Annotated in this window: 15 protein-coding genes and 1 pseudogene; 5 read left to right on the top strand and 11 right to left on the bottom strand. The window is 60.2% G+C overall.

The window, feature by feature from the left end:
- Positions 1–77: 77 nt before the first annotated feature.
- From HJB83_RS12490 to htpX, 3 genes are all read right to left on the bottom strand, one after another.
- Positions 78–1,751 (bottom strand): heparinase II/III family protein, encoded by a 1,674-nt coding sequence (locus HJB83_RS12490; RefSeq protein ID WP_207582300.1) that lies wholly within the window; start codon positions 1,749–1,751, stop codon positions 78–80.
- 176 nt (positions 1,752–1,927) lie between these two features.
- Positions 1,928–3,316: an RsmB/NOP family class I SAM-dependent RNA methyltransferase gene (locus HJB83_RS12485; protein WP_207582301.1), complete on the bottom strand. Its 1,389-nt coding sequence runs from the start codon at positions 3,314–3,316 to the stop codon at positions 1,928–1,930.
- Positions 3,307–4,269 (bottom strand): zinc metalloprotease HtpX, encoded by a 963-nt coding sequence (htpX, locus tag HJB83_RS12480; RefSeq protein ID WP_207582302.1) that lies wholly within the window; start codon positions 4,267–4,269, stop codon positions 3,307–3,309. Before htpX ends, HJB83_RS12485 begins: the two co-directional genes overlap by 10 nt.
- A 110-nt stretch (positions 4,270–4,379) precedes the next feature.
- Between htpX and HJB83_RS12475 the strand changes: the two genes are divergently transcribed.
- Positions 4,380–4,604 carry a DUF1674 domain-containing protein gene (locus HJB83_RS12475; protein ID WP_207582303.1) on the top strand — a complete coding sequence of 75 codons (225 nt, stop codon included), beginning with the start codon at positions 4,380–4,382 and terminating at the stop codon, positions 4,602–4,604.
- Between the two features lie 185 nt (positions 4,605–4,789).
- On the opposite strand, the gene acs is transcribed toward HJB83_RS12475, so the two are convergent.
- Positions 4,790–6,745 (bottom strand): acetate--CoA ligase, encoded by a 1,956-nt coding sequence (acs, locus tag HJB83_RS12470; protein ID WP_221131592.1) that lies wholly within the window; start codon positions 6,743–6,745, stop codon positions 4,790–4,792.
- A 229-nt stretch (positions 6,746–6,974) separates the two neighbouring features.
- Here acs and HJB83_RS12465 point away from each other — a divergent pair, with 229 nt between their 5' ends.
- The gene (locus HJB83_RS12465; RefSeq protein ID WP_007632151.1) at positions 6,975–7,679 is read left to right on the top strand and encodes a DUF1013 domain-containing protein; all 705 of its coding nucleotides are present in this window, start codon (positions 6,975–6,977) and stop codon (positions 7,677–7,679) included.
- Positions 7,680–7,758: 79 nt separating this feature from the next.
- Here HJB83_RS12465 and HJB83_RS12460 read toward each other — a convergent pair.
- From HJB83_RS12460 to HJB83_RS12450, 3 genes and pseudogenes are all read right to left on the bottom strand, one after another.
- Positions 7,759–7,857, bottom strand: a pseudogene (locus HJB83_RS12460) (flagellin); the annotation flags it as partial.
- Positions 7,850–9,760: a propionyl-CoA synthetase gene (locus tag HJB83_RS12455; protein WP_221131591.1), complete on the bottom strand. Its 1,911-nt coding sequence runs from the start codon at positions 9,758–9,760 to the stop codon at positions 7,850–7,852. The gene HJB83_RS12455 and the pseudogene HJB83_RS12460, both read right to left, overlap by 8 nt.
- Positions 9,761–9,872: 112 nt before the next feature.
- Positions 9,873–10,532 carry a YggS family pyridoxal phosphate-dependent enzyme gene (locus HJB83_RS12450; RefSeq protein WP_221131590.1) on the bottom strand — a complete coding sequence of 220 codons (660 nt, stop codon included), beginning with the start codon at positions 10,530–10,532 and terminating at the stop codon, positions 9,873–9,875.
- A 201-nt stretch (positions 10,533–10,733) separates the two neighbouring features.
- On the opposite strand from HJB83_RS12450, the gene leuS reads away from it, so the two are divergent.
- The 3 genes from leuS to holA are packed head-to-tail and all read left to right on the top strand — an operon-like array spanning position 10,734 to position 14,926.
- Positions 10,734–13,364 (top strand): leucine--tRNA ligase, encoded by a 2,631-nt coding sequence (gene leuS / locus HJB83_RS12445; protein ID WP_221131589.1) that lies wholly within the window; start codon positions 10,734–10,736, stop codon positions 13,362–13,364.
- Complete coding sequence (gene lptE, locus HJB83_RS12440) at positions 13,354–13,875, top strand: LPS assembly lipoprotein LptE (protein WP_207582307.1); 522 nt, start codon at positions 13,354–13,356, stop codon at positions 13,873–13,875. Before leuS ends, lptE begins: the two co-directional genes overlap by 11 nt.
- Before the next feature lie 10 nt (positions 13,876–13,885).
- A complete protein-coding gene (holA, locus tag HJB83_RS12435; RefSeq protein ID WP_207582308.1) occupies positions 13,886–14,926 on the top strand; it encodes a DNA polymerase III subunit delta in 1,041 nt (346 codons plus the stop codon).
- A gap of 31 nt (positions 14,927–14,957) precedes the next feature.
- On the opposite strand, the gene HJB83_RS12430 is transcribed toward holA, so the two are convergent.
- Genes HJB83_RS12430 through mnmG form a run of 4 tightly spaced genes read right to left on the bottom strand, consistent with a single transcriptional unit; the run spans position 14,958 to position 19,198 of the window.
- Complete coding sequence (locus tag HJB83_RS12430; protein ID WP_207582309.1) at positions 14,958–15,839, bottom strand: ParB/RepB/Spo0J family partition protein; 882 nt, start codon at positions 15,837–15,839, stop codon at positions 14,958–14,960.
- Positions 15,840–15,865: 26 nt separating this feature from the next.
- Positions 15,866–16,660 (bottom strand): ParA family protein, encoded by a 795-nt coding sequence (locus tag HJB83_RS12425; RefSeq protein WP_207584403.1) that lies wholly within the window; start codon positions 16,658–16,660, stop codon positions 15,866–15,868.
- Positions 16,661–16,679: 19 nt separating this feature from the next.
- Entirely contained in the window at positions 16,680–17,297 is a 618-nt protein-coding gene (locus HJB83_RS12420; RefSeq protein ID WP_221131588.1) for a 16S rRNA (guanine(527)-N(7))-methyltransferase RsmG, read from the bottom strand.
- Between the two features lie 23 nt (positions 17,298–17,320).
- Positions 17,321–19,198: a tRNA uridine-5-carboxymethylaminomethyl(34) synthesis enzyme MnmG gene (gene mnmG / locus HJB83_RS12415; protein ID WP_207582311.1), complete on the bottom strand. Its 1,878-nt coding sequence runs from the start codon at positions 19,196–19,198 to the stop codon at positions 17,321–17,323.
- Between the last annotated feature and the right edge of the window lie 35 nt (positions 19,199–19,233).

Raw genomic sequence — 19,233 nt, 5'->3', positions numbered from 1 at the left:
GCCCAAGACCATCCTGCTCCAGGACGCTCGCATTCTGAGGCCGCGTTAGCACAGCTTCGTCGCCGCGCAAACAGGTGCTATCCCTTACGGGACAAAAACCAACGGATTTCCGTCTTCTCGGCAAGATCGAAGTCGATTTCGATCTGGTCCGAACCGCAAATGCCAGAGCTGTCGGCAAAGAAGATGTCCTCGGCAATTAGCACTTCATTGCCGGGTGCGGAAAACAGCCAGCTTTCACCGTCTGGCGCCGTCAGCAGTACGGACTCGCCGTCACCCTGATGTAGGACGATCGACGGATGGATATGAAAACGGGCGACAGCCTTCAGCGGCTCGTCATGCTCATATCCTTCCCGGACGACGAGCCGGTCGCGGCCGGTGACGATCGAGCCTGCGGCATTGAGTGTCAGCTCACGCTCATGCAACAACCCGAACGCTCTGAGATAACCGTCATGGCTAAGCTTGATGCCGTCGCGCCCATCCTCCGTTTCGGAACGCTCGACGGTGACTGTTCTCACCGGCTCGGTGATCGCGTGATTGAGGAACGGCGAGGGCGAAAAACGGCTGGACGAGGTGTCGTTGAGGATAACCGTCGAATGCGCCGCCGTCGTGCGCGCCATCTGGACATAACGGTGCCCGTTAAATTTCGGCGAACCGGAATTGACGATGAAACGGTGACGGCCGGACGACATTTCGAAGGAGAGGCTGCCGGCATGTACGGTCCGAAGTGCGCCTCCCGAAGGCGGCGTGCCGGCATCGGCAATGATTACTGTCTTTCCCCCGGAAAGCCGCTGATAGCGGGAATGCGGCAAGGCCTTGAACGGCTGGCCGGCGGTCTCGTCATAGCGCAGTACGGAGATCAGCTCGTTTGCCAACGTTGAGGTCGCCCCGTTGAACAGCGCCAGATCCCCGTCCTGATGGCGAAAGAACCGCAATGCCGGGTATATGCGGTCGATGCCGGAAATCAGCTTCTGTGGCAGGTCGTGGCCGAGATTGACATAGGTTTGCCTTAGCGGCAGCAGATCGAGCAGCAATTCCAGGCCGACGCGCGGATTGCGCGAGATATGGCCGCCATCCGGCAGAATCTGGCTATCGAATTCGCGGTCGAGCGCCTGCGCCGCCTTTCTGAGCGTGGATGCGCGGGCAGGCATGGCAACCGAGGCCATGGCGAGCGCGATACGCAGCCGAAACAGCTCCAGACCGCCAAGCGTATACGGCGCCATGCGGTGCAGGAACCTCACCTGGAACGCCAGCGACTTCATGAAGCGGCGATAAAAGCCGCGGTCGGCATTCTGCAACACCACCGGCGAATGCGACAGCCAGGCGATGACGCGCTGGGCGGTGACGTCGGTCTCCCATGCAATCCCCTCCATGCGGCCGGCATGGATGGAGAGCCAGCTGTCGACGATCGCACGGGCTGCAGCCGAGCTGCGCTCCGTCTTGTTCGCCCGCATGTGCCGGAGCCAGCCGAAGCTGTGAAGGCGGATGGCGAAGGGGCGCGAGGGCAGGGTGAAGGTGAAGGGTGACTTTCCACTCGTTTCCAACATCCGCCCGGCCAGGAGAAACCGTCCGTTGAGGATTTCGTCGGCCACATGCGAATCGATGCTGCGGAGATCGGTCGGCGCGACGATGAGACGCTCGGGCGCGTTGATCGAATGGCGGAGGAGCTTCAGGCGCAGCAACGCGATGCGGCGCAAGGCGCGCCGCCAAGCCTCCCGAACATACATGCTCGCAAAACGCCGACCGGACTGCATATTCTATTGTCTATTGACCCTCGTGGTTAAGAATAGGTGAAAAGTGGCCGATTTCATCGTCCGCAATGAATTAATTCGTGACAAGGTTAGAATATACGCAAATTCATGCGTTCTTAGCTGGGATCGCTGCGGTTTTTGGACGGGACCTGCCTGACACCGGGCACCCAAGCCCGCAATCAGGCCACGCGCCGCAGCACGGCGGCATAGAAGCCGTCAAGGCCGGAGGCGACGCCATCGGGCATTTTCAGCATGGTCGGAAGCGTGCGGAATTCACCGAGCGGCGTGATCGCCGCTTCAAGGCCCGGCCAACTACCGGGATCGATCGGAACACGCTGGACCGCACCGGTGTCGGCAAGAACACGGGCAACGACGTCCTCACCCTCGACAGGATCGAGCGAACAATTCGAAAAAACCAGCGTGCCGCCCGGCTTCAGCAGGGTCAGCGCATGACGCAGCAGCCGTTCCTGCAGCGCCGCCAGCCTGGCGATATCCTCAGCTCCCTTGGTCCAAAGCACGTCGGGGTGCCGGCGTGTCGTACCGGTGGACGAGCAGGGGGCATCGAGCAGGATCGCATCGAAACGCTCTGCCGGCTCGAACGTCGTCAGATCCGCTGCGATCGTCTCCGCCTTTAAACCGAGTCGGTCGAGATTCGATCGCAGCCGTCTCAGCCGGCTTTCCGATTGGTCGAGGGCGGTGACTGCGCCGCCGGCAAGGACGAGCTGCGCCGTCTTGCCCCCCGGCGCGGCGCAGAGATCGGCGGTCCGTTTGTCCGAGAGATCGCCGAAAAGCTGAGCCGGGATGCTTGCAGCCGCATCCTGCACCCACCACGCGCCCTCGTCGAAGCCTTGGAGCGAAGGAATGCCGCCATCGAAGGCGGCAAGCCGCACGCTGCCAGTCGGCAGGACAGCGCCGTGCAGCCGCTTTGCCCAGCCTTCGGGGTCGGACTTGACGGTCAGGTCGATCGCTGCCGGCTGGAGCTGAGATTCCGAAATCGCCAGCGCCGCGTCCCGGCCATAGGCTTTTTCCAGCCTGGCGATGAACCAGGCCGGCATCGGCGCGACCTGGCCAATCTCGTCGAGCACCTGCTCCTTCTCGCGGCCGAGCCGGCGGAGAATGGCATTGACCAGCTTGGCAAAACGCCGGTTACGCGGATCCTGATTGGCCTGCTCGACGGCAAGATCGACAGCCGAATGATCCGGCACGTCGAGATAGAGGATCTGCGCCGCCCCGATTGCAAGGACATGGTGTAGCGCCCGCGCCCCTTCCGGCAGCGGCGATTCCAGCAGCGCTGCAATCGCGGCATCGATGCGCGGCAGATGGCGCAGCGTCGTGTTCAGGATGGCGCGGACAAGCGCCCGGTCGTTTTCGCCGAGCGCCCGGTAGGCCGGATTGCCGTGTTCATGATCGAGAGCGCCGTCGAGCGGTAGTCTGCGATCGACGACGGCCGCAAGAATTTTTGCCGCCGCAGCCCGCGCCTGCATTCCGGGTTTGGCCGGCGCAGATCGCTCGGTGGACGGCTTATGCTTGCGGAATGGTTTCTTTGTGCCGTCTGAATTCAAGACCATGGACCTTTTGGCGGTTGCGAACCACCGCGACCAAGACCCGTATCCGGAACAGAGCGCGATTTGCGCGACGGATTAGCAGCCCGAACCGGCGGCGTCGAGACGTTCATGCCGCCCTGCGCCATGTCCTGTAGCGCAGCGATGCGGTTTTCCGTGTTTGGATGGGTGGAAAACAGATTGTCCATACGCTCGCCGGAGAGCGGATTGATGATGAACATATGCGCCGTCGCCGGGTTGCGCTCGGCATCCGCGTTCGGCACATGGGCAGCGCCGCGGGCAATCTTGCCGAGCGCCGAAGCCAGCCAGAGCGGATTGCCGCAGATTTCGGCGCCCCGGCGGTCCGCCGAATATTCACGCGTCCGGCTGATCGCCATCTGCACCAGCATGGCGGCAAGCGGCGCCACGATCATAGCAAGGAGAACTCCGACGAATCCAAGGGGATTGTTGTTGTTTTCACGGTTGCCGCCGAAGAAGAAAGCAAAATTGCCAAGCATCGAGATCGCCCCGGCAAGCGTTGCCGTGATCGTCATCGTCAGCGTGTCGCGGTTCTGGATGTGGGCCAGCTCATGCGCCATCACGGCCGCGACCTCCTCGGCAGACAAAGCGCTGAGCAGGCCGGTGGAAGCGGCGACGGCTGCGTTGTCGGGATTGCGGCCGGTGGCGAAGGCATTCGGCTGCGGGCTGTCGTAGAGATAGACCTTCGGCATCGGCAGGCCGGCATTGCGGGCGAGATCCCGCACGATCGCAAAGAATTCCGGCGCGTTGCGTTCATCGACTTCCTGGGCGCGATAGGCCGAAAGCACCATGCGGTCGGAATTCCAATAGGAAAAGAAGTTCATCCCGGCGGCGATGACGAATGCGATCATCATGCCTGCGCGACCGCCGATCAGAAAGCCGACAAACATGAAAAGCGCCGTCATGAAGGCAAGCAACATGGCAGTGCGAACGAGGTTCATTGCGGATCTCCATCTCCGATTTCGCCGTCACAAGCTTTCAATCCCGCCGCCGGCGCATTATGATTTGGTTATTCGCCAGCCATTTTCAATATTTTCCGGCAGGAGATGCCATGCAGGACGCCGATAACGACAATAGCGAAACGCCGACGGCCGAGGGATCGGAGCCGCCGCGCAGGATGCTGTCCCCGGCTGCCGAACGTGCGCTCGCCGAAGCCGAGGAGCGGCGAAAGAACCAGAAGCCGCCGGAGCTGCCGCCGGAGACCGGCGGCCGCGGCGGAGCCGAGCCGGCCCGCTTCGGCGATTATGAGATCAATGGCCGGGCAATCGATTTCTAGGTAAATTTTCTCGCCTCGGTCGGGACCTGGATGCGCGCATGCGCTCGGCGAAATGCTGGTTCATTTGCCGAGAATCCGGCTAACGTAGTCTTGCCGGCGACTTTCTCTTGAACGGCTGGCCACGCATCCAATTGTGGAAGTAAGGTGAGCCGTCCCAGCAACCTGGGCCGGAACGGCTCGATATCTCAGGCGGTCGCCTTGTTTTGCCGGTTGGCGATCAGATCGTCGACGACGGCTGGATCGGCGAGCGTCGAGGTATCGCCGAGAGCACCGAAATCGTCTTCGGCGATCTTGCGCAGGATACGGCGCATGATCTTGCCGGAGCGGGTCTTCGGCAGGCCGGGCGCGAACTGGATCTTGTCCGGCTGCGCGATCGGGCCGATTTCGGCGCGCACGTGTTTCGCCAGATCCTGGCGCAGCGCATCCGTACCCTCATGGCCGGCCATCAGCGTCACATAGCAATAGATCCCCTGGCCCTTGATCGCATGCGGATAACCGACGACCGCGGCTTCCGAAACCAGATTGTGCGAGACAAGTGCCGATTCCACCTCGGCGGTGCCGAGCCGGTGGCCGGAGACGTTGAGCACATCGTCGACACGACCGGTGATCCAGTAATAGCCATCGGCATCGCGCCGGCAGCCGTCACCGGTGAAATACTTGCCCTTGTAGGTGGAGAAATAGGTCTGGATGAAGCGATCATGATCGCCATAGACCGTGCGCATCTGGCCGGGCCAGCTATCGGTGATGCAGAGATTGCCGTCGGCAGCGCCTTCCAGCACCTTGCCCTCATTGTCGACCAGCTGCGGTTTGACGCCGAAGAACGGCACCGTCGCCGAGCCGGGTTTCAGATCGGTGGCGCCAGGCAGCGGCGTGATCATGTGGCCGCCGGTTTCCGTCTGCCACCAGGTATCGATGACCGGGCAGCGCTTGTCGCCGACGACATTGTAATACCATTCCCAGGCTTCCGGGTTGATCGGCTCGCCGACGGTGCCAAGCAGGCGCAGCGACGCTCGCGAGGAACGGGTGACGAACTCGTCGCCGGCGCCCATCAACGAACGGATCGCCGTCGGCGCCGTATAGAAGATATTGACCTTGTGCTTGTCGATGACTTCCCAGAAACGGCCTTGGTCCGGAAAATTCGGCACGCCCTCGAACATCAGCGTCGTCGCGCAATTGGCGAGCGGCCCATAGACGATATAGGAGTGGCCAGTGACCCAGCCGACATCGGCCGTGCACCAGTAGACATCGCCGTCATGGTAATCGAAGACGTATTCATGCGTCATCGCCGCATAGACGAGGTAACCGCCCGTCGTGTGCAGCACGCCCTTCGGCTTGCCGGTCGAGCCTGAGGTATAGAGAATGAACAGCGGATCTTCCGCCTTCATCTTCACCGGCGGGCATTCCGCCTTCACCGTCGCGATCTCCTGATGATGCCAGAGATCGCGGCCGGGCGCCCAGCCGGTCTTGCCGCCGGTGCGGCGCACCACCAACACCTTGCTGACATGCACATGCTGGCGGGCCGCGATATGGATCGCCGTATCGGTATTGTCCTTCAGCGGCACCGGCTTGCCGCCGCGCAGACCTTCGTCGCAGGTAATGACGAAGGTGGATTCGCAGTCGACGATGCGTCCGGCCAGCGCCTCGGGCGAGAAGCCGCCGAAGACCACCGAATGCACCGCGCCGATGCGGGCGCAGGCAAGCATCGCATAGGCCGATTCCGGGATCATCGGCATGTAGATTGTGACGCGATCGCCCTTCTTGACACCGTGCTTCTTCAACACGTTCGCCATCCGGCAGACGTGCTCGTAGAGTTCGTTATAGGTGACCTTCTTGTCGATATAAGGATTGTCGCCTTCCCAGATGATCGCCACCTGATCGCCATTGGTCTTCAAATGGCGGTCGATGCAATTGTAGGAGACGTTGGTCTGACCGTCCTCGAACCACTTGATCGAGACCTTGCCGGTGAAGGACGTGTTCTTGACCTTGGTATAGGGCTTGAACCAGTCGATCCGTTTGCCGTGTTTGCCCCAGAATTTGTCGGGGTTCTCGACGCTTTCCTCGTACCATTTCAGGTACTTTTCCTTATCGATCAGGGCGCGCGCCTTCACCGGCTTCGTGACCGGATAGATCTTCTCCGACATGCAACTCCTCCTCATGGGACATGCGACGGGCCAGGTGAGTTTTAGGGCCCGGATTCAAATCACGGCAATTCATAGCAGCTCGGATCGCCACGGCAATTAGACAAAGGTCATTTGATTTCGGAAGAATTGCAATTCTGCGACAGTGCGGTTATATAGCGGCATATTTCCCGGACATTGTGGTGACAATCCACGGACCGCGACCGGCGCGGACGATAGAAGGACTATATCCATGGCTCAAACACTGCTCATGCCGAAGGCGACAGCCATCTGGCTCGTCGACAATACGGCACTGTCTTTCGATCAGATCGCGCAGTTCTGCAAACTGCATCCGCTCGAAGTCAAGGCAATCGCCGATGGCGAAGCGGCGCAGGGTATCAAGGGCCTCGACCCGATCTCGACCGGACAGCTGTCCCGCGACGAGATCGCCCGCGCCGAAGCCAATCCGAACCACAAGCTGAAGCTTTCCGAACCGAAGGTGCGGGTGCCGGAATCCAAGCGCCGTGGCCCGCGTTATACGCCGGTGTCCAAGCGTCAGGACCGCCCGAACGCTATTCTCTGGCTCGTTCGCAACCATCCGGAGCTTAAGGACGCGCAGATTTCCCGCCTCGTCGGCACCACGAAATCGACCATCGAGCAGATCCGCGAGCGCACCCACTGGAACTCCGCCAATCTGGCGCCGATGGATCCGGTAACGCTCGGCCTCTGCAGCCAGATCGATCTCGACATGGAAGTGGAAAAGGCTTCCAAGGGCCGTCCGTTGCCGACCGCCGCCGAGCTCGGCGCGACGCTGCAATCGGCTCAGGAAACCGAGCGCCTGACCCCGAGCTACGAGCGCGAGGAGGAAAAGGAAAAGGAAATCGACGCCGATGCCGTCTTCCGCAAGCTGAGTTCGCTGCGCTCGGCGCCGAAGGACGAAGACGACGATCAGTACTGAGGCATCGACGATCTCATGAAAAACCCCGCCGGTATGAGCTGACCGGCGGGGTTTTTTGTTGCGGATTGCCTGTTTCGAATTAGCTGCGGAACAGGGTGAAGATGTTCTGCGCCGAGCTGTTGGCGATTGAGAGTGACTGGATGGCAAGCTGCTGCTGCGTCTGCAACGATTCACATCGGCAGGGAACCTAGACCGCGCTGGCGCAGCGCCTCGGAAATTTCCTCTAAAACCATTGGATCATCGATGGTTGCAGGCATTTTCCAGGGTATGCCATCAGCGATCTTCTGCATCGTGCCGCGCAGGATTTTGCCGGAGCGGGTCTTCGGCAAACGGTTGACGATGATGGCCATCTTGAAGGCGGCGACAGGTCCGATCGAATCGCGAATCATCCCCACGACCTCTGATTCGATTGCCGTCGTGTCGCGGGAAACATTCCGTTTCAGCACCAGGAAACCGCACGGCACCTGACCCTTCAACGTATCGATCACACCGATCACCGCGCATTCGGCGACATCGGGATGGCGGGCGCAGACTTCCTCCATCGCCCCGGTCGAGAGCCGATGACCGGCGCAATTGATGATGTCGTCGGTGCGCGACATGATGAAGAGATAGCCATCCTCGTCGATATAACCGGCGTCGGCCGTCTTGTAGTAACCCGGAAACTCGTCGAGATAGGCCGATCGGAAACGCTCGTCGGCATTCCAGAGGGTCGGCAGGCAGCCGGGCGGCAAGGGCAGCTTCACGACGATATTGCCGAGCGTCCGCGCCTCGATCGAATGGCCGGCATCGTCGAGCACCGCAATGTCATAGCCGGGCATCGGCAGCGCTGGCGAACCGTGCTTGACGGGAAGGGCGCCGAGGCCGAGCGGATTGGCTGCGATCGGCCAGCCGGTCTCCGTCTGCCACCAGTGATCGATGACGGGTATGGCGAGCATGCGCTCCGCCCATTTCAGCGTCTCCGGGTCCGCCCTCTCGCCGGCAAGAAACAGCGCCCGTAAATCCGGCATCGCATATCGGCGCATCAGTTCACCGTCACCGTCTTCCCGCCGGATGGCGCGGAATGCCGTTGGCGCGGTGAAGAGAACACGCACCTTGTGCTCCGAAACGATGCGCCAGAATGCCCCGGCATCCGGCGTGCCGACCGGTTTTCCCTCGTAGATCACCGTGGTTACGCCCGATATCAGCGGGGCATAGACAATATAGGAATGTCCGACGACCCAGCCGATATCCGAAGCCGTCCAGAAGACCTCGCCCGGCTTCAAGCCGTAGATATTTCGCATCGACCAATTGAGCGCGACCAGATGGCCGCCATTGTCGCGCACGACGCCCTTCGGCTGCCCGGTGGTACCCGAGGTATAGAGGATGTAGAGCGGGTCGGTCGCCGTGACCGGAACACAGTCGATCTCGGCGCCGCGATGCCGCGCCACCGCCGCCTCGAAATCCTGGTCGCGACCTCCGGCGAGATCTGCCCGAAGCTCCGGCCGCTGCAGCACCAGACAGCGCTCCGGCTTCGAATGCGCGATCGCGATCGCCTGGTCGACCAGAGGCTTGTAGGCAACGATGCGGCCAGGCTCGAGCCCACAACTCGCGGTGATCACCAGCTTCGCACCGCAATCATCGATACGGGCCGCAAGCTCGCTGGCGGCAAAGCCACCGAAGACGACCGAGTGAACGGCACCGATGCGGGCGCAGGCAAGCATCGAAAACACGGCCTGTGGGACCATCGGCATATAGAGGATGACACGATCGCCTTTACCGATGCCGAGGTCGATCAGTGTCGCGGCGATGGCCTTCACCTCGTCAAGGACTTCGTCGTAGCTGAAACGGCGCTTCTCGCCGGTCATCGCACTGTCGAAGATCACCGCCGTCTCGCCGCCGCGCCCGGCCGCCATATGCCGGTCCAGGCAATTGTGGCAGGTATTGGTTTCGGCCCCTGAGAACCAACGGCCATAGACGCCTTCGTCGGATGAAAATACCTGTTCAGGCGGTTTGAACCAGTCGATATCGTCGGCTGCTTCGCGCCAGAAGGCTTCGGGATCGCGTTTCCAAGCCGCATAGGCCTGATCATAGCCGTTCTGCATCTGCTCCTCCCCAGGACATGCAAGCCTCAATCTAAGCGGGGGAGGGCGGGACGGGAAGCCCGACCAAAGCAGCGTATCGGAACAGGATGAGTTTAGGGCGGGCCGGCCTGCTTTAGCGCACGCCGAAAATCGCCGATCCGACGCGCACGCTGGTGGCGCCGAAGGCGATCGCCGTCTCATAGTCGCCCGACATGCCCATGGACAGTTTTTCGACCCCGCATTTGAGCGCGAGCTTTGCCAGCAAGGCGAAATGCGGCCCGGGATTTTCCTCGACCGGCGGAATGCACATCAAACCCTCGATGGAAAGACCGAGCTCTTCGCGGCAGAGGGTGACGAAAGCTGGCGTGTCGTCAGGAGCGATACCGGCCTTCTGCGGTTCGAGCCCGGTATTGACCTGGACGTAGAGCCGCGTCGTCTTGCCCTGCCGCTTCATTTCCTCGGCAAGCGCGCGGGCGATCTTTGCCCGGTCCACCGTCTCGATGACATCGAAGAGCGCCACCGCATCCGCCGCCTTGTTCGACTGCAGAGGTCCGATCAGGTGCAGCACGATATCCGGCCGCTCGGCCTTCAGCGCCGGCCATTTGCCCTGGCTTTCCTGCACCCGGTTCTCGCCGAAGACAAGCTGTCCGGCTTCGATGGCCGGGCCGATCGCCTCCGCCTCGAAGGTCTTCGACACCGCGACGAGCTGGACGGAACCAGCCGGACGACCCGCCTGGCGTTCCCCAGTCGCAATCCGCGACCGCACGTCGTTCAAGCGCTCTTGAAGTTCCATCGTTCTGCCTCGACATACCAGCATGAAAGGATTGGCAATGAACTAACCGGCCAATCTGTGCTTGCCAAGACCCGCTCCCGCGAAATCCCCCAGCCGGGATGAAGATCGGCCGCTTGCAGCGCCTGCAAAACTTGACGCTACGGTGGTTTCATGGTGAAGGTCTCGACCAACCTCCCCTGATTTTCCGGAATTTCGAATACCATGGCCACCGAACGTTATAATCCGCGCGACGCCGAGCCCCGCTGGCAGCAGAAATGGAATGAAGACAAGGTCTTCGAGACCGACAATTCCGATCCGCGCGAAAAATATTACGTCCTCGAAATGTTCCCCTATCCGTCGGGGCGCATCCATATGGGCCATGTCCGCAATTACGCCATGGGCGACGTCGTTGCCCGCTATAAACGCGCCCGCGGCTACAACGTATTGCATCCGATGGGCTGGGACGCCTTCGGCATGCCGGCGGAAAATGCCGCCATGGAGCGCGGCGTGCATCCGGCCTCCTGGACCTACCAGAATATCGGCTCGATGAAGGCGCAGCTGAAGGCCATGGGGCTGTCGCTGGATTGGAGCCGCGAATTCGCCACCTGCGATGTCGAATATTACCAGCACCAGCAGCATCTCTTCCTGGATTTCCTGGAGAAGGGCCTGGTCTACCGCAAGCAGTCGAAGGTCAACTGGGACCCCGTCGACAATACCGTGCTCGCCAACGAGCAGGTGATCGATGGCCGCGGCTGGCGCTCCGGCGCACTGGTCGAACAACGCGAATTGACGCAATGGTTCTTCAAGATCACCGATTTCAGCCAGGACCTGCTGGACGCGCTGGATACGCTCGACCAATGGCCGGAAAAAGTGCGCCTGATGCAGAAGAACTGGATTGGCCGCTCGGAAGGCTTGACGATCCGCTGGGAGATCGTGCCGGAAACGGCACCTGCCGGCGAAAGCGAAGTCACCGTCTATACGACTCGGCCGGACACGCTCTTCGGCGCCTCCTTCCTGTCAATTGCCGCCGATCATCCATTGGCAAAGGATGCCGCCGCTAAGAACGCGGAGATCGAAGCCTTCTGCGAGGAGTGCCGCCGCGCCGGCACGTCGCTCGCCGCCCTCGAGACCGCCGAGAAGAAGGGCATGGATACCGGTATCCGCGTCCGGCATCCGCTTGATCCCTCCTGGGAGGTGCCAATCTACATCGCCAATTTCGTCCTGATGGATTATGGCACGGGCGCGATCTTCGGCTGCCCCGCGGGCGACCAGCGCGACCTTGATTTTGCTCGGAAATATGGCCTGCCGGTCGTGCCTGTCGTCATGCCGAGGGATGGCGATGCGGCAAGCTTTTCCGTCGGCGACACCGCCTATGACGGCGAGGGTGTGATGATCAATTCGCGCTTCCTCGACGGCAAGACGACTGAGGAAGCCTTCAATATTGTTGCCGACCGGCTGTCGGCCGCTTCGCTGGGCAATACGCCGCAGGGCGAGCGCAAGGTCAATTTCCGTCTGCGCGACTGGGGCATTTCCCGGCAGCGTTATTGGGGCTGCCCGATCCCGGTCATCCACTGCGATGATTGCGGCGTCGTGCCGGTACCGAAGAAGGACCTGCCGGTCAAGCTGCCCGACGACGTCACCTTCGACCAGCCGGGCAATCCTCTCGACCGTCATCCAACCTGGCGGCACGTCTCCTGCCCGACCTGCGGCAAGGACGCCCGCCGCGAGACGGATACGATGGATACGTTCGTCGATTCGAGCTGGTATTTCACCCGTTTTACCGCGCCCTGGGAGGGAAAACCGACCGATCCTGAGGCGGCTAACCGCTGGCTGCCGGTCGACCAGTATATCGGCGGCATCGAGCACGCGATTCTGCACCTGCTCTATTCCCGCTTCTTCACCCGCGCCATGCGCGAGACCGGCCATGTTGCCGCCACCGAACCCTTCAAGGGTCTCTTCACCCAGGGTATGGTGGTCCATGAAACCTATAGCCGTGACGCCGGCGCCGGCCGCGAGTGGGTGGCACCGGCCGATATCCGCATCGACGAGCTTGACGGCAAACGCCGGGCTTTTCTCCTGACGAGCAACGAAGAAGTCGCGATCGGCTCGATCGAGAAGATGTCGAAATCGAAGAAGAACGTCGTCGACCCCGACGATATCATCGCCTCCTATGGCGCCGATACCGCCCGTTTCTTCGTTCTGTCCGACTCCCCTCCGGAGCGTGATGTCATCTGGTCCGAGGCCGGCGTCGAAGGCGCCCACCGTTTCACCCAACGTCTGTGGCGGTTGATTTCTGAAGCCGCGGAGGCACTCTCGACCGTCGCCCCTGCGCCGGCAACCGAGGGGGAAGCGCTGTCGATTTCGCAGGCCGCTCACAAGACGCTGAAGGCTGTCGAAAACGATTATGACAAGCTCTGGTTCAACAAGGCGGTCGCCCGAATTTATGAACTGGTGAACGCGCTGGCCGCGCCGATGACCAGGGTTGCGACGGGCGAGGGTGATGTCACCTATCGCGCAGCAGTGCGTGATGCCGCCGAGATCCTGATCCAGCTGGTCGCGCCGATGACGCCGCATCTGGCTGAGGAATGCTGGACGGCACTCGGCAATGAAGGGCTGCTTGCCCGAACCGACTGGCCGCGATACGACGAGACGCTCGTCATCGAAAATGATGTCGTCCTGCCCGTACAGATCAACGGCAAGAAACGCGCTGAATTGACAATTTCTCGCGACGCAGATCAGAATGCCGTCACCGACGCCGTGCTGGAGCTGGATGCGGTGAAAAACGCGCTCAACGGACAGGCACCGAAGAAGATCATCGTGGTTCCCCAAAGGATTGTAAACATTGTCGTCTGATATCGCTTACAAGCTGGTCCGCAATGCCGGCATCGCCATGATCCTGGCCTCCACGGCTTTTCTCTCTGCCTGCCAGGTTCGGCCGCTCTACTCGGAAAATTCCGGTCTCACCGAAAAGCTTTCCTCGGTCGGCTTTTCCCCGGCAGGCAGCCGGGTCGAGCAGCAAGTCCGCAATCGCTTGATTTTTATAGCCTCGCGTGGGGCCGGCGAACCTGAAAAGCCGGAATTTCAGGTCGAGATGCATACAACTTCGTCTGTCGCCGATACTCTGCTTCGGGATTCGGCCGATACCTCGCGAGCCGGTCGTGTGACCGTCAGCGTCACCTATACGCTGCGCGCAGCGACCGATAATCACGTCATCAAGGCTGGCAGCCGTGCAACCACGGCGCTGGTGGATTTCCCTGACCAGGAGTTTGCCAAGCAGCGGGCAATCCGTGATGCCCAGAACCGCGCGGCGGATCAGGTGGCGGAATTCGTGGGAGCCGATATCGCCGCTGCGCTCAGCCGCTGAGGGCGGTGATGTGGCAGAGTTAAAATCCCACGAATTCGAGACCTTCCTGCAGAAATCGGTGCGGAACTATCGGATATTCGTCATCTATGGCCCCGACCGCGGCCTCGTCTCTGAGCGTGCTGCTCTGCTTGCCGGCAAGACCGGTGTCGCCCTCGATGATCCCTTCTCGCTGACCAAGCTCGATATCGGCGACCTGCAGAAGGATCCGGGACGGCTGCTCGACGAAGCTCAGTCTATCGGGCTGTTTGGCGGTGAGAAGCTGATCTGGATCCGCGGCGCCGCCAATGAAAAATATCTTGTCGATCCCTTAGCGTTGCTGGCTGAAAAGCCACTTGAAGCCGCCCATCTGATTGTCGAGGCTGGTGACTTGAAGAAGGGCTCCTTGCTGCGCAAGACGGCCGAGGCCGCGCGATCGATCATGACGATCCCGTCTTACGCCGATGACAGCCGTGCCCTGAATGCCCTGATCGACGTTGAACTCGGCGCGGAGAAGCTCGGCATCACCCCGGCTGCGCGCCAGGCGCTGATCGCATTGATCGGCGGTGACCGCATCGCGTCACGCAACGAGGTGCGCAAGCTTGCCCTTTATTGTCGCGGGTTCGATACGGTCGAGGAACATCACGTTACCGAAATAATCGGTGATGCCAGTGCGATCTCCGTTGACGATGCGGTCGACGCTATCCTGAGTGGCGATCTCAACGGTTTTATGCACGCCATGCAGAAGATCAGCAGCTCGAAAACCGCGATCTTTCTCGTGCTCCAGGCATGCCTGAAACAGTTTCAGCTTCTCGATACGATGCGCGCCGAAATGGAAGAAAAGCGCCTGCAGGCGCCCCAGATCATGCAGACCATGGGTCGTCACCTGCATTTCCGCCGCAAGCCGATCATCGAACAGGCGCTACGCCAATGGACAGCGGAAAGCATCGCTCGTGAATCCAATCGTCTGCAGGCCGCGATCTTGCAGAGCCGACGGCGACAGGTTCTGGAGGATAGCGTTGCGATGCAAACGCTTCTCTCCACCACCCTTCAATCCGGGCGTAAATCTGCCTAACGCGCTATCCAGGAATTTTGTGCGGCGTGCATTAGCGTCTCTCAAGCAAACGGCAGACTTCTTCGAGTTGCTCTAGCGACTTATAGGAAATTTTGATCTGGCCGCCGCTGGTCTTGTGATTAATCGCAACATCGAGGCCGAGTGCATCGGAAAGGGTCCGCTCCAAGGCCAGCGTGTCAGAATCCTTCTGATCTCGCCGAGAGACGGCCAGTTGCGGCTCCGATTGCGCCTTGATATTATTCTGCGCCAGCTTTTCCGCGTCGCGCACAGACATGCCCTTGGCAACGATCGTACGGGCTAGACCTGTCGGGTCAGGCGTCGAAACCAGCGCCCGTGCATGCCCAGCCGACAAGCTGCCGGCTGCAAGAAGGTCGCGAACCGGATCGGGCAGCTTCAACAGGCGCAACGAATTTGCCACGTGGCTGCGGCTCTTGCCGATAATCTCGCCAAGGTCGTTCTGCGTATAGCCATACTCAGCAATAAGTTGCTCATAGCCCAACGCCTCTTCGAGAGCATTGAGATCCGCGCGCTGTACGTTTTCGACAATGGCGATCTCTAGCGCCGTCTTGTCATCCACGTCGCGGACAATGACGGGAATGTCAATCAGCCCGGCAAGCTGGGCAGCACGCCAGCGTCGCTCGCCAGCGATGATTTCATAGCGATCGCGGTCCATCGTCCGTACGACAATTGGCTGAACGATGCCGTGTTGACGAATGGAACTGGCAAGATCGTGCAGTTCAGTATCATCGAAGAAACGACGAGGATTGCGGGGGTTACGACTGACGAATTCGATCGGGATCATCCTGTCGGCACTGATCGTCCGGTCAGCTTCAACCGGGACAGGCTGATCCATTTCGCCAATCAGAGCCGCAAGGCCGCGGCCCAATCGCCTTTTCGATACATCGTCATTCATGACCTAAATTACCTCTGAAATGATAATCACGCCGCCAGTCTCTGGCGCTCGCGCTGGATGACCTCCGAGGCAAGTTGCAAATAGGCCTGGCTGCCCGCGCATTTCAGATCATAGAGAATAGCCGGCTTGCCGTAAGAGGGCGCCTCGGAAACCCGCACGTTGCGCGGAATTAACGTGTGGTAAACCTTTTCCCCGAGATGAGTGCGTACATCATTGACCACTTGCTGGGCAAGATTGTTGCGCGCATCGAACATCGTCAAGACGATTCCCTGAATATCCAGGCGTGGGTTAACCGTCCGCCGAACCTGGCTGACAGTCTCAAGCAACTGGCTTAATCCCTCCAAAGCAAAGAATTCGCATTGCAGCGGCACCAACACCGAATGCGCGGCCGCCATGGCATTCATCGTCAGCAGATTGAACGAGGGCGGGCAATCGAGAAGAATATACGAAAACGCCTGTGCCTCGGGCGAAGACAGGGCCTTGCGCAACTTGAACACCCGATCGCTCTGCTGGGAGATCTCCATCTCGACACCGAGAAGATCCATCGTCGAAGGAACGATAGACAGATTGGGAACGGCTGTCTCGAGCGTCACCTCAGTGATTCCGCGCTCGCCGATCATCAGATCATAAGAGGAAAGCTTGCGATCGCGGCGGTCGATCCCGAGGCCGGTGCTGGCATTACCCTGCGGATCGAGATCGATGATCAGGACGCGCTCGCCAATAGCAGCAAGCGCTGTTGCGAGATTGATTGCGGTGGTCGTTTTGCCAACCCCACCCTTCTGATTTGCGATGGTGATAATCCGGTGTCGTTCGCCAGCCATTGCCGCAATATCCGATCTGTTAAACCAAGCGCCGGAGATTCGATATTTCCAATACAACAGATTCATGCTCGACGGCGCTTCTATGTTCTAACAGATCGAATTCCCACCGACCACGTGCTTTGTCGATTTCCCTCAGGTAATCCCGGCCTTTATGAAAAAAACCGCGGCAGTCTTCCTTATCCAACATCCACGGGGCGGAATATCCCATGAGACCGTCGAGGTCGGCAAGCGCCCGAGCTGAAATAGCCCCGCATCCGCCGATCTCAGCATGCGCATCTTCGATTCGAATGCTGTGCACGCTCCCGCGCGCATGTGTCTCGCGCAACGCAGTTCTGAGGAAGGCCGCCTTTTTATGATTGCTCTCGACCAGATGCACCCAACCATCCCGAAGTTCGGCCAGAAAGATCGCCGTGATGACGCCTGGAAAGCCACCTCCGCTCCCGAGGTCGACCCAGGTCGTCGGCTTGGGATGGATCTGATACACCTGGCTGCTGTCCGCAATGTGCCTGTCCCAGAGGTCGCCGAGCGTCGACGGCGCCACCAGATTGATGGTCTTTGCCCACTTTTGAAAGAGCGCCGCAAAATGTTGCAGCCGTTCCTGTGTTTCACGTGAAACACGCAAACCGTTTAATTCCATTCTAAGACTCTCAAATCTTGTCGTCAGGCGCTATGACGCGAGAAAGGCTGGCGTCGACGTAAGTGCACGAGCAGCAATGCGATTGCCGCGGGGGTCATGCCTTCAACAATTGCAGCCTGGGCAATGTTAAACGGGCGGGCAGCACCAAGCTTCGACTTAAGCTCGTTCGAGAGGCCAGAGAGCGAGGCATAGTCGAAATCGGCCGGTATGTGCCGTTCTTCATCGCGCTGCTGATCGGCAATCGCCGCGGCCTGACGATCCAAATAAACGGAATAGCCCGCTTCGATTTCCAATGCTTCCGCCACCTTAGGCACAATCGTACCGAACTTCTCGGGCCAAACATTTCGAAGGGCATCGAAATCATAATTCGGATAAGAGAGCAGGTCATAGGCGCTTCGCCGCTGACCGTCGAGATTGATGTTCAAACCTGCGTGTCGCGCCTCGGTCGGTGTAACCGTCAGCGACTGTAACAGCGCCCGACCTGTATCGATGTCGGTTTGATAACGGGTGAATCGCTGCCTTCGTTCGCTGCTCACGCATCCAAGCTGCATCGCCAGAGGTGTCAAGCGCACATCGGCATTGTCAGCCCGCAAAGTCAGCCGATATTCGGCGCGCGATGTGAACATTCGGTACGGTTCCGTAATGCCACGAGAGGTGAGGTCATCGATCATCACCCCGATATAGGAATTTGTGCGGCTAAAATGAAACGGATCCGAATCGCTGCTTCGCAGTGCAGCATTTAACCCGGCGGCCAAACCTTGTGCGGCCGCCTCTTCATAGCCGGTAGTGCCATTGATTTGACCGGCGAGAAATAGGCCTCTCAGCCGCTTGACCTCGAGCGACGGCGTCAACTCCCTTGGATCGACATGATCGTATTCGATCGCATAACCGGGTTGAATGATTCTCGCTGTTTCCAAGCCGGGGATTGTCTTGATGAATGCAGCCTGTACTTCAGCTGGCAGGGATGTCGAGATGCCATTTGGATAGACGGTATCGTCGTCCAAACCTTCGGGCTCAAGGAAGACCTGGTGTCCATCCCGCTCTCCGAATTTGACCAACTTGTCCTCGATGGAAGGACAATAGCGAGGCCCGACGCCTTCGATCTGGCCGGAATACATTGCCGATCGCATGATGTTATCGACAATGATCCGGTGTGTCGCTTCAGTGGTTCTGGTCACCCCGCATTCGACCTGCTCGGTGGTGATCGCGTCGGTCATCAAGGAGAAGGGAACCAGTTCCTCGTCAGCACCTTGTCGACCGACAGCTTGCCAGTCGATGGTCTTTCCGTCCAGCCGCGCCGGTGTGCCCGTCTTCAACCGTCCCAACCGCAATCCAAGCCTGGCCAATGTCGCCGATAGCCCGATCGACGGCGCTTCCCCGACACGACCAGCCGGCGTCTTCTCCAAACCAATATGAATAAGACCGCGAAGAAAAGTGCCGGTTGTCAGAACGACCGCCGGTGACCTCAAGGTCCGACCGTCCTTCATGATGACGCCGGTAACCCGCCCATCGGCCACATCCAGATCGAACGCGTCGCCCTCGACGATCTCCAGACCGGGTGTCGCTTCGATCGCCGCCAGCATGGCCAGACGATAGAGTTTTCGATCGGCTTGCGTCCGCGGTCCCCGGACAGCTGCGCCCTTTTTCTTGTTCAGTATCCGGAACTGAATGCCGGCGGCATCGGCGACACGCCCCATCAGGCCATCCATGGCGTCGATCTCGCGAACCAGATGGCCCTTGCCCAGCCCACCGATCGCCGGATTACATGACATGATACCGATCGTGTCGCGTTTATGCGTCACCAAGGCGGTTCTTGCGCCGAGGCGCGCAGCCGCATTGGCAGCCTCTGACCCCGCGTGGCCGCCGCCGATGACAATCACGTCGTAGACATTGTCAGTCATATATCAACTCCATACCCGGCAGGCGCTTCACGTGA

The sequence above is a fragment of the Rhizobium sp. NZLR11 genome (genome assembly GCF_019685115.1).
Taxonomy (GTDB): Bacteria; Pseudomonadota; Alphaproteobacteria; order Rhizobiales; family Rhizobiaceae; genus Rhizobium.
The sequence above is the reverse complement of the archived record's forward strand: the minus strand, read 5'-3'. Positions and strand labels throughout refer to the sequence as shown.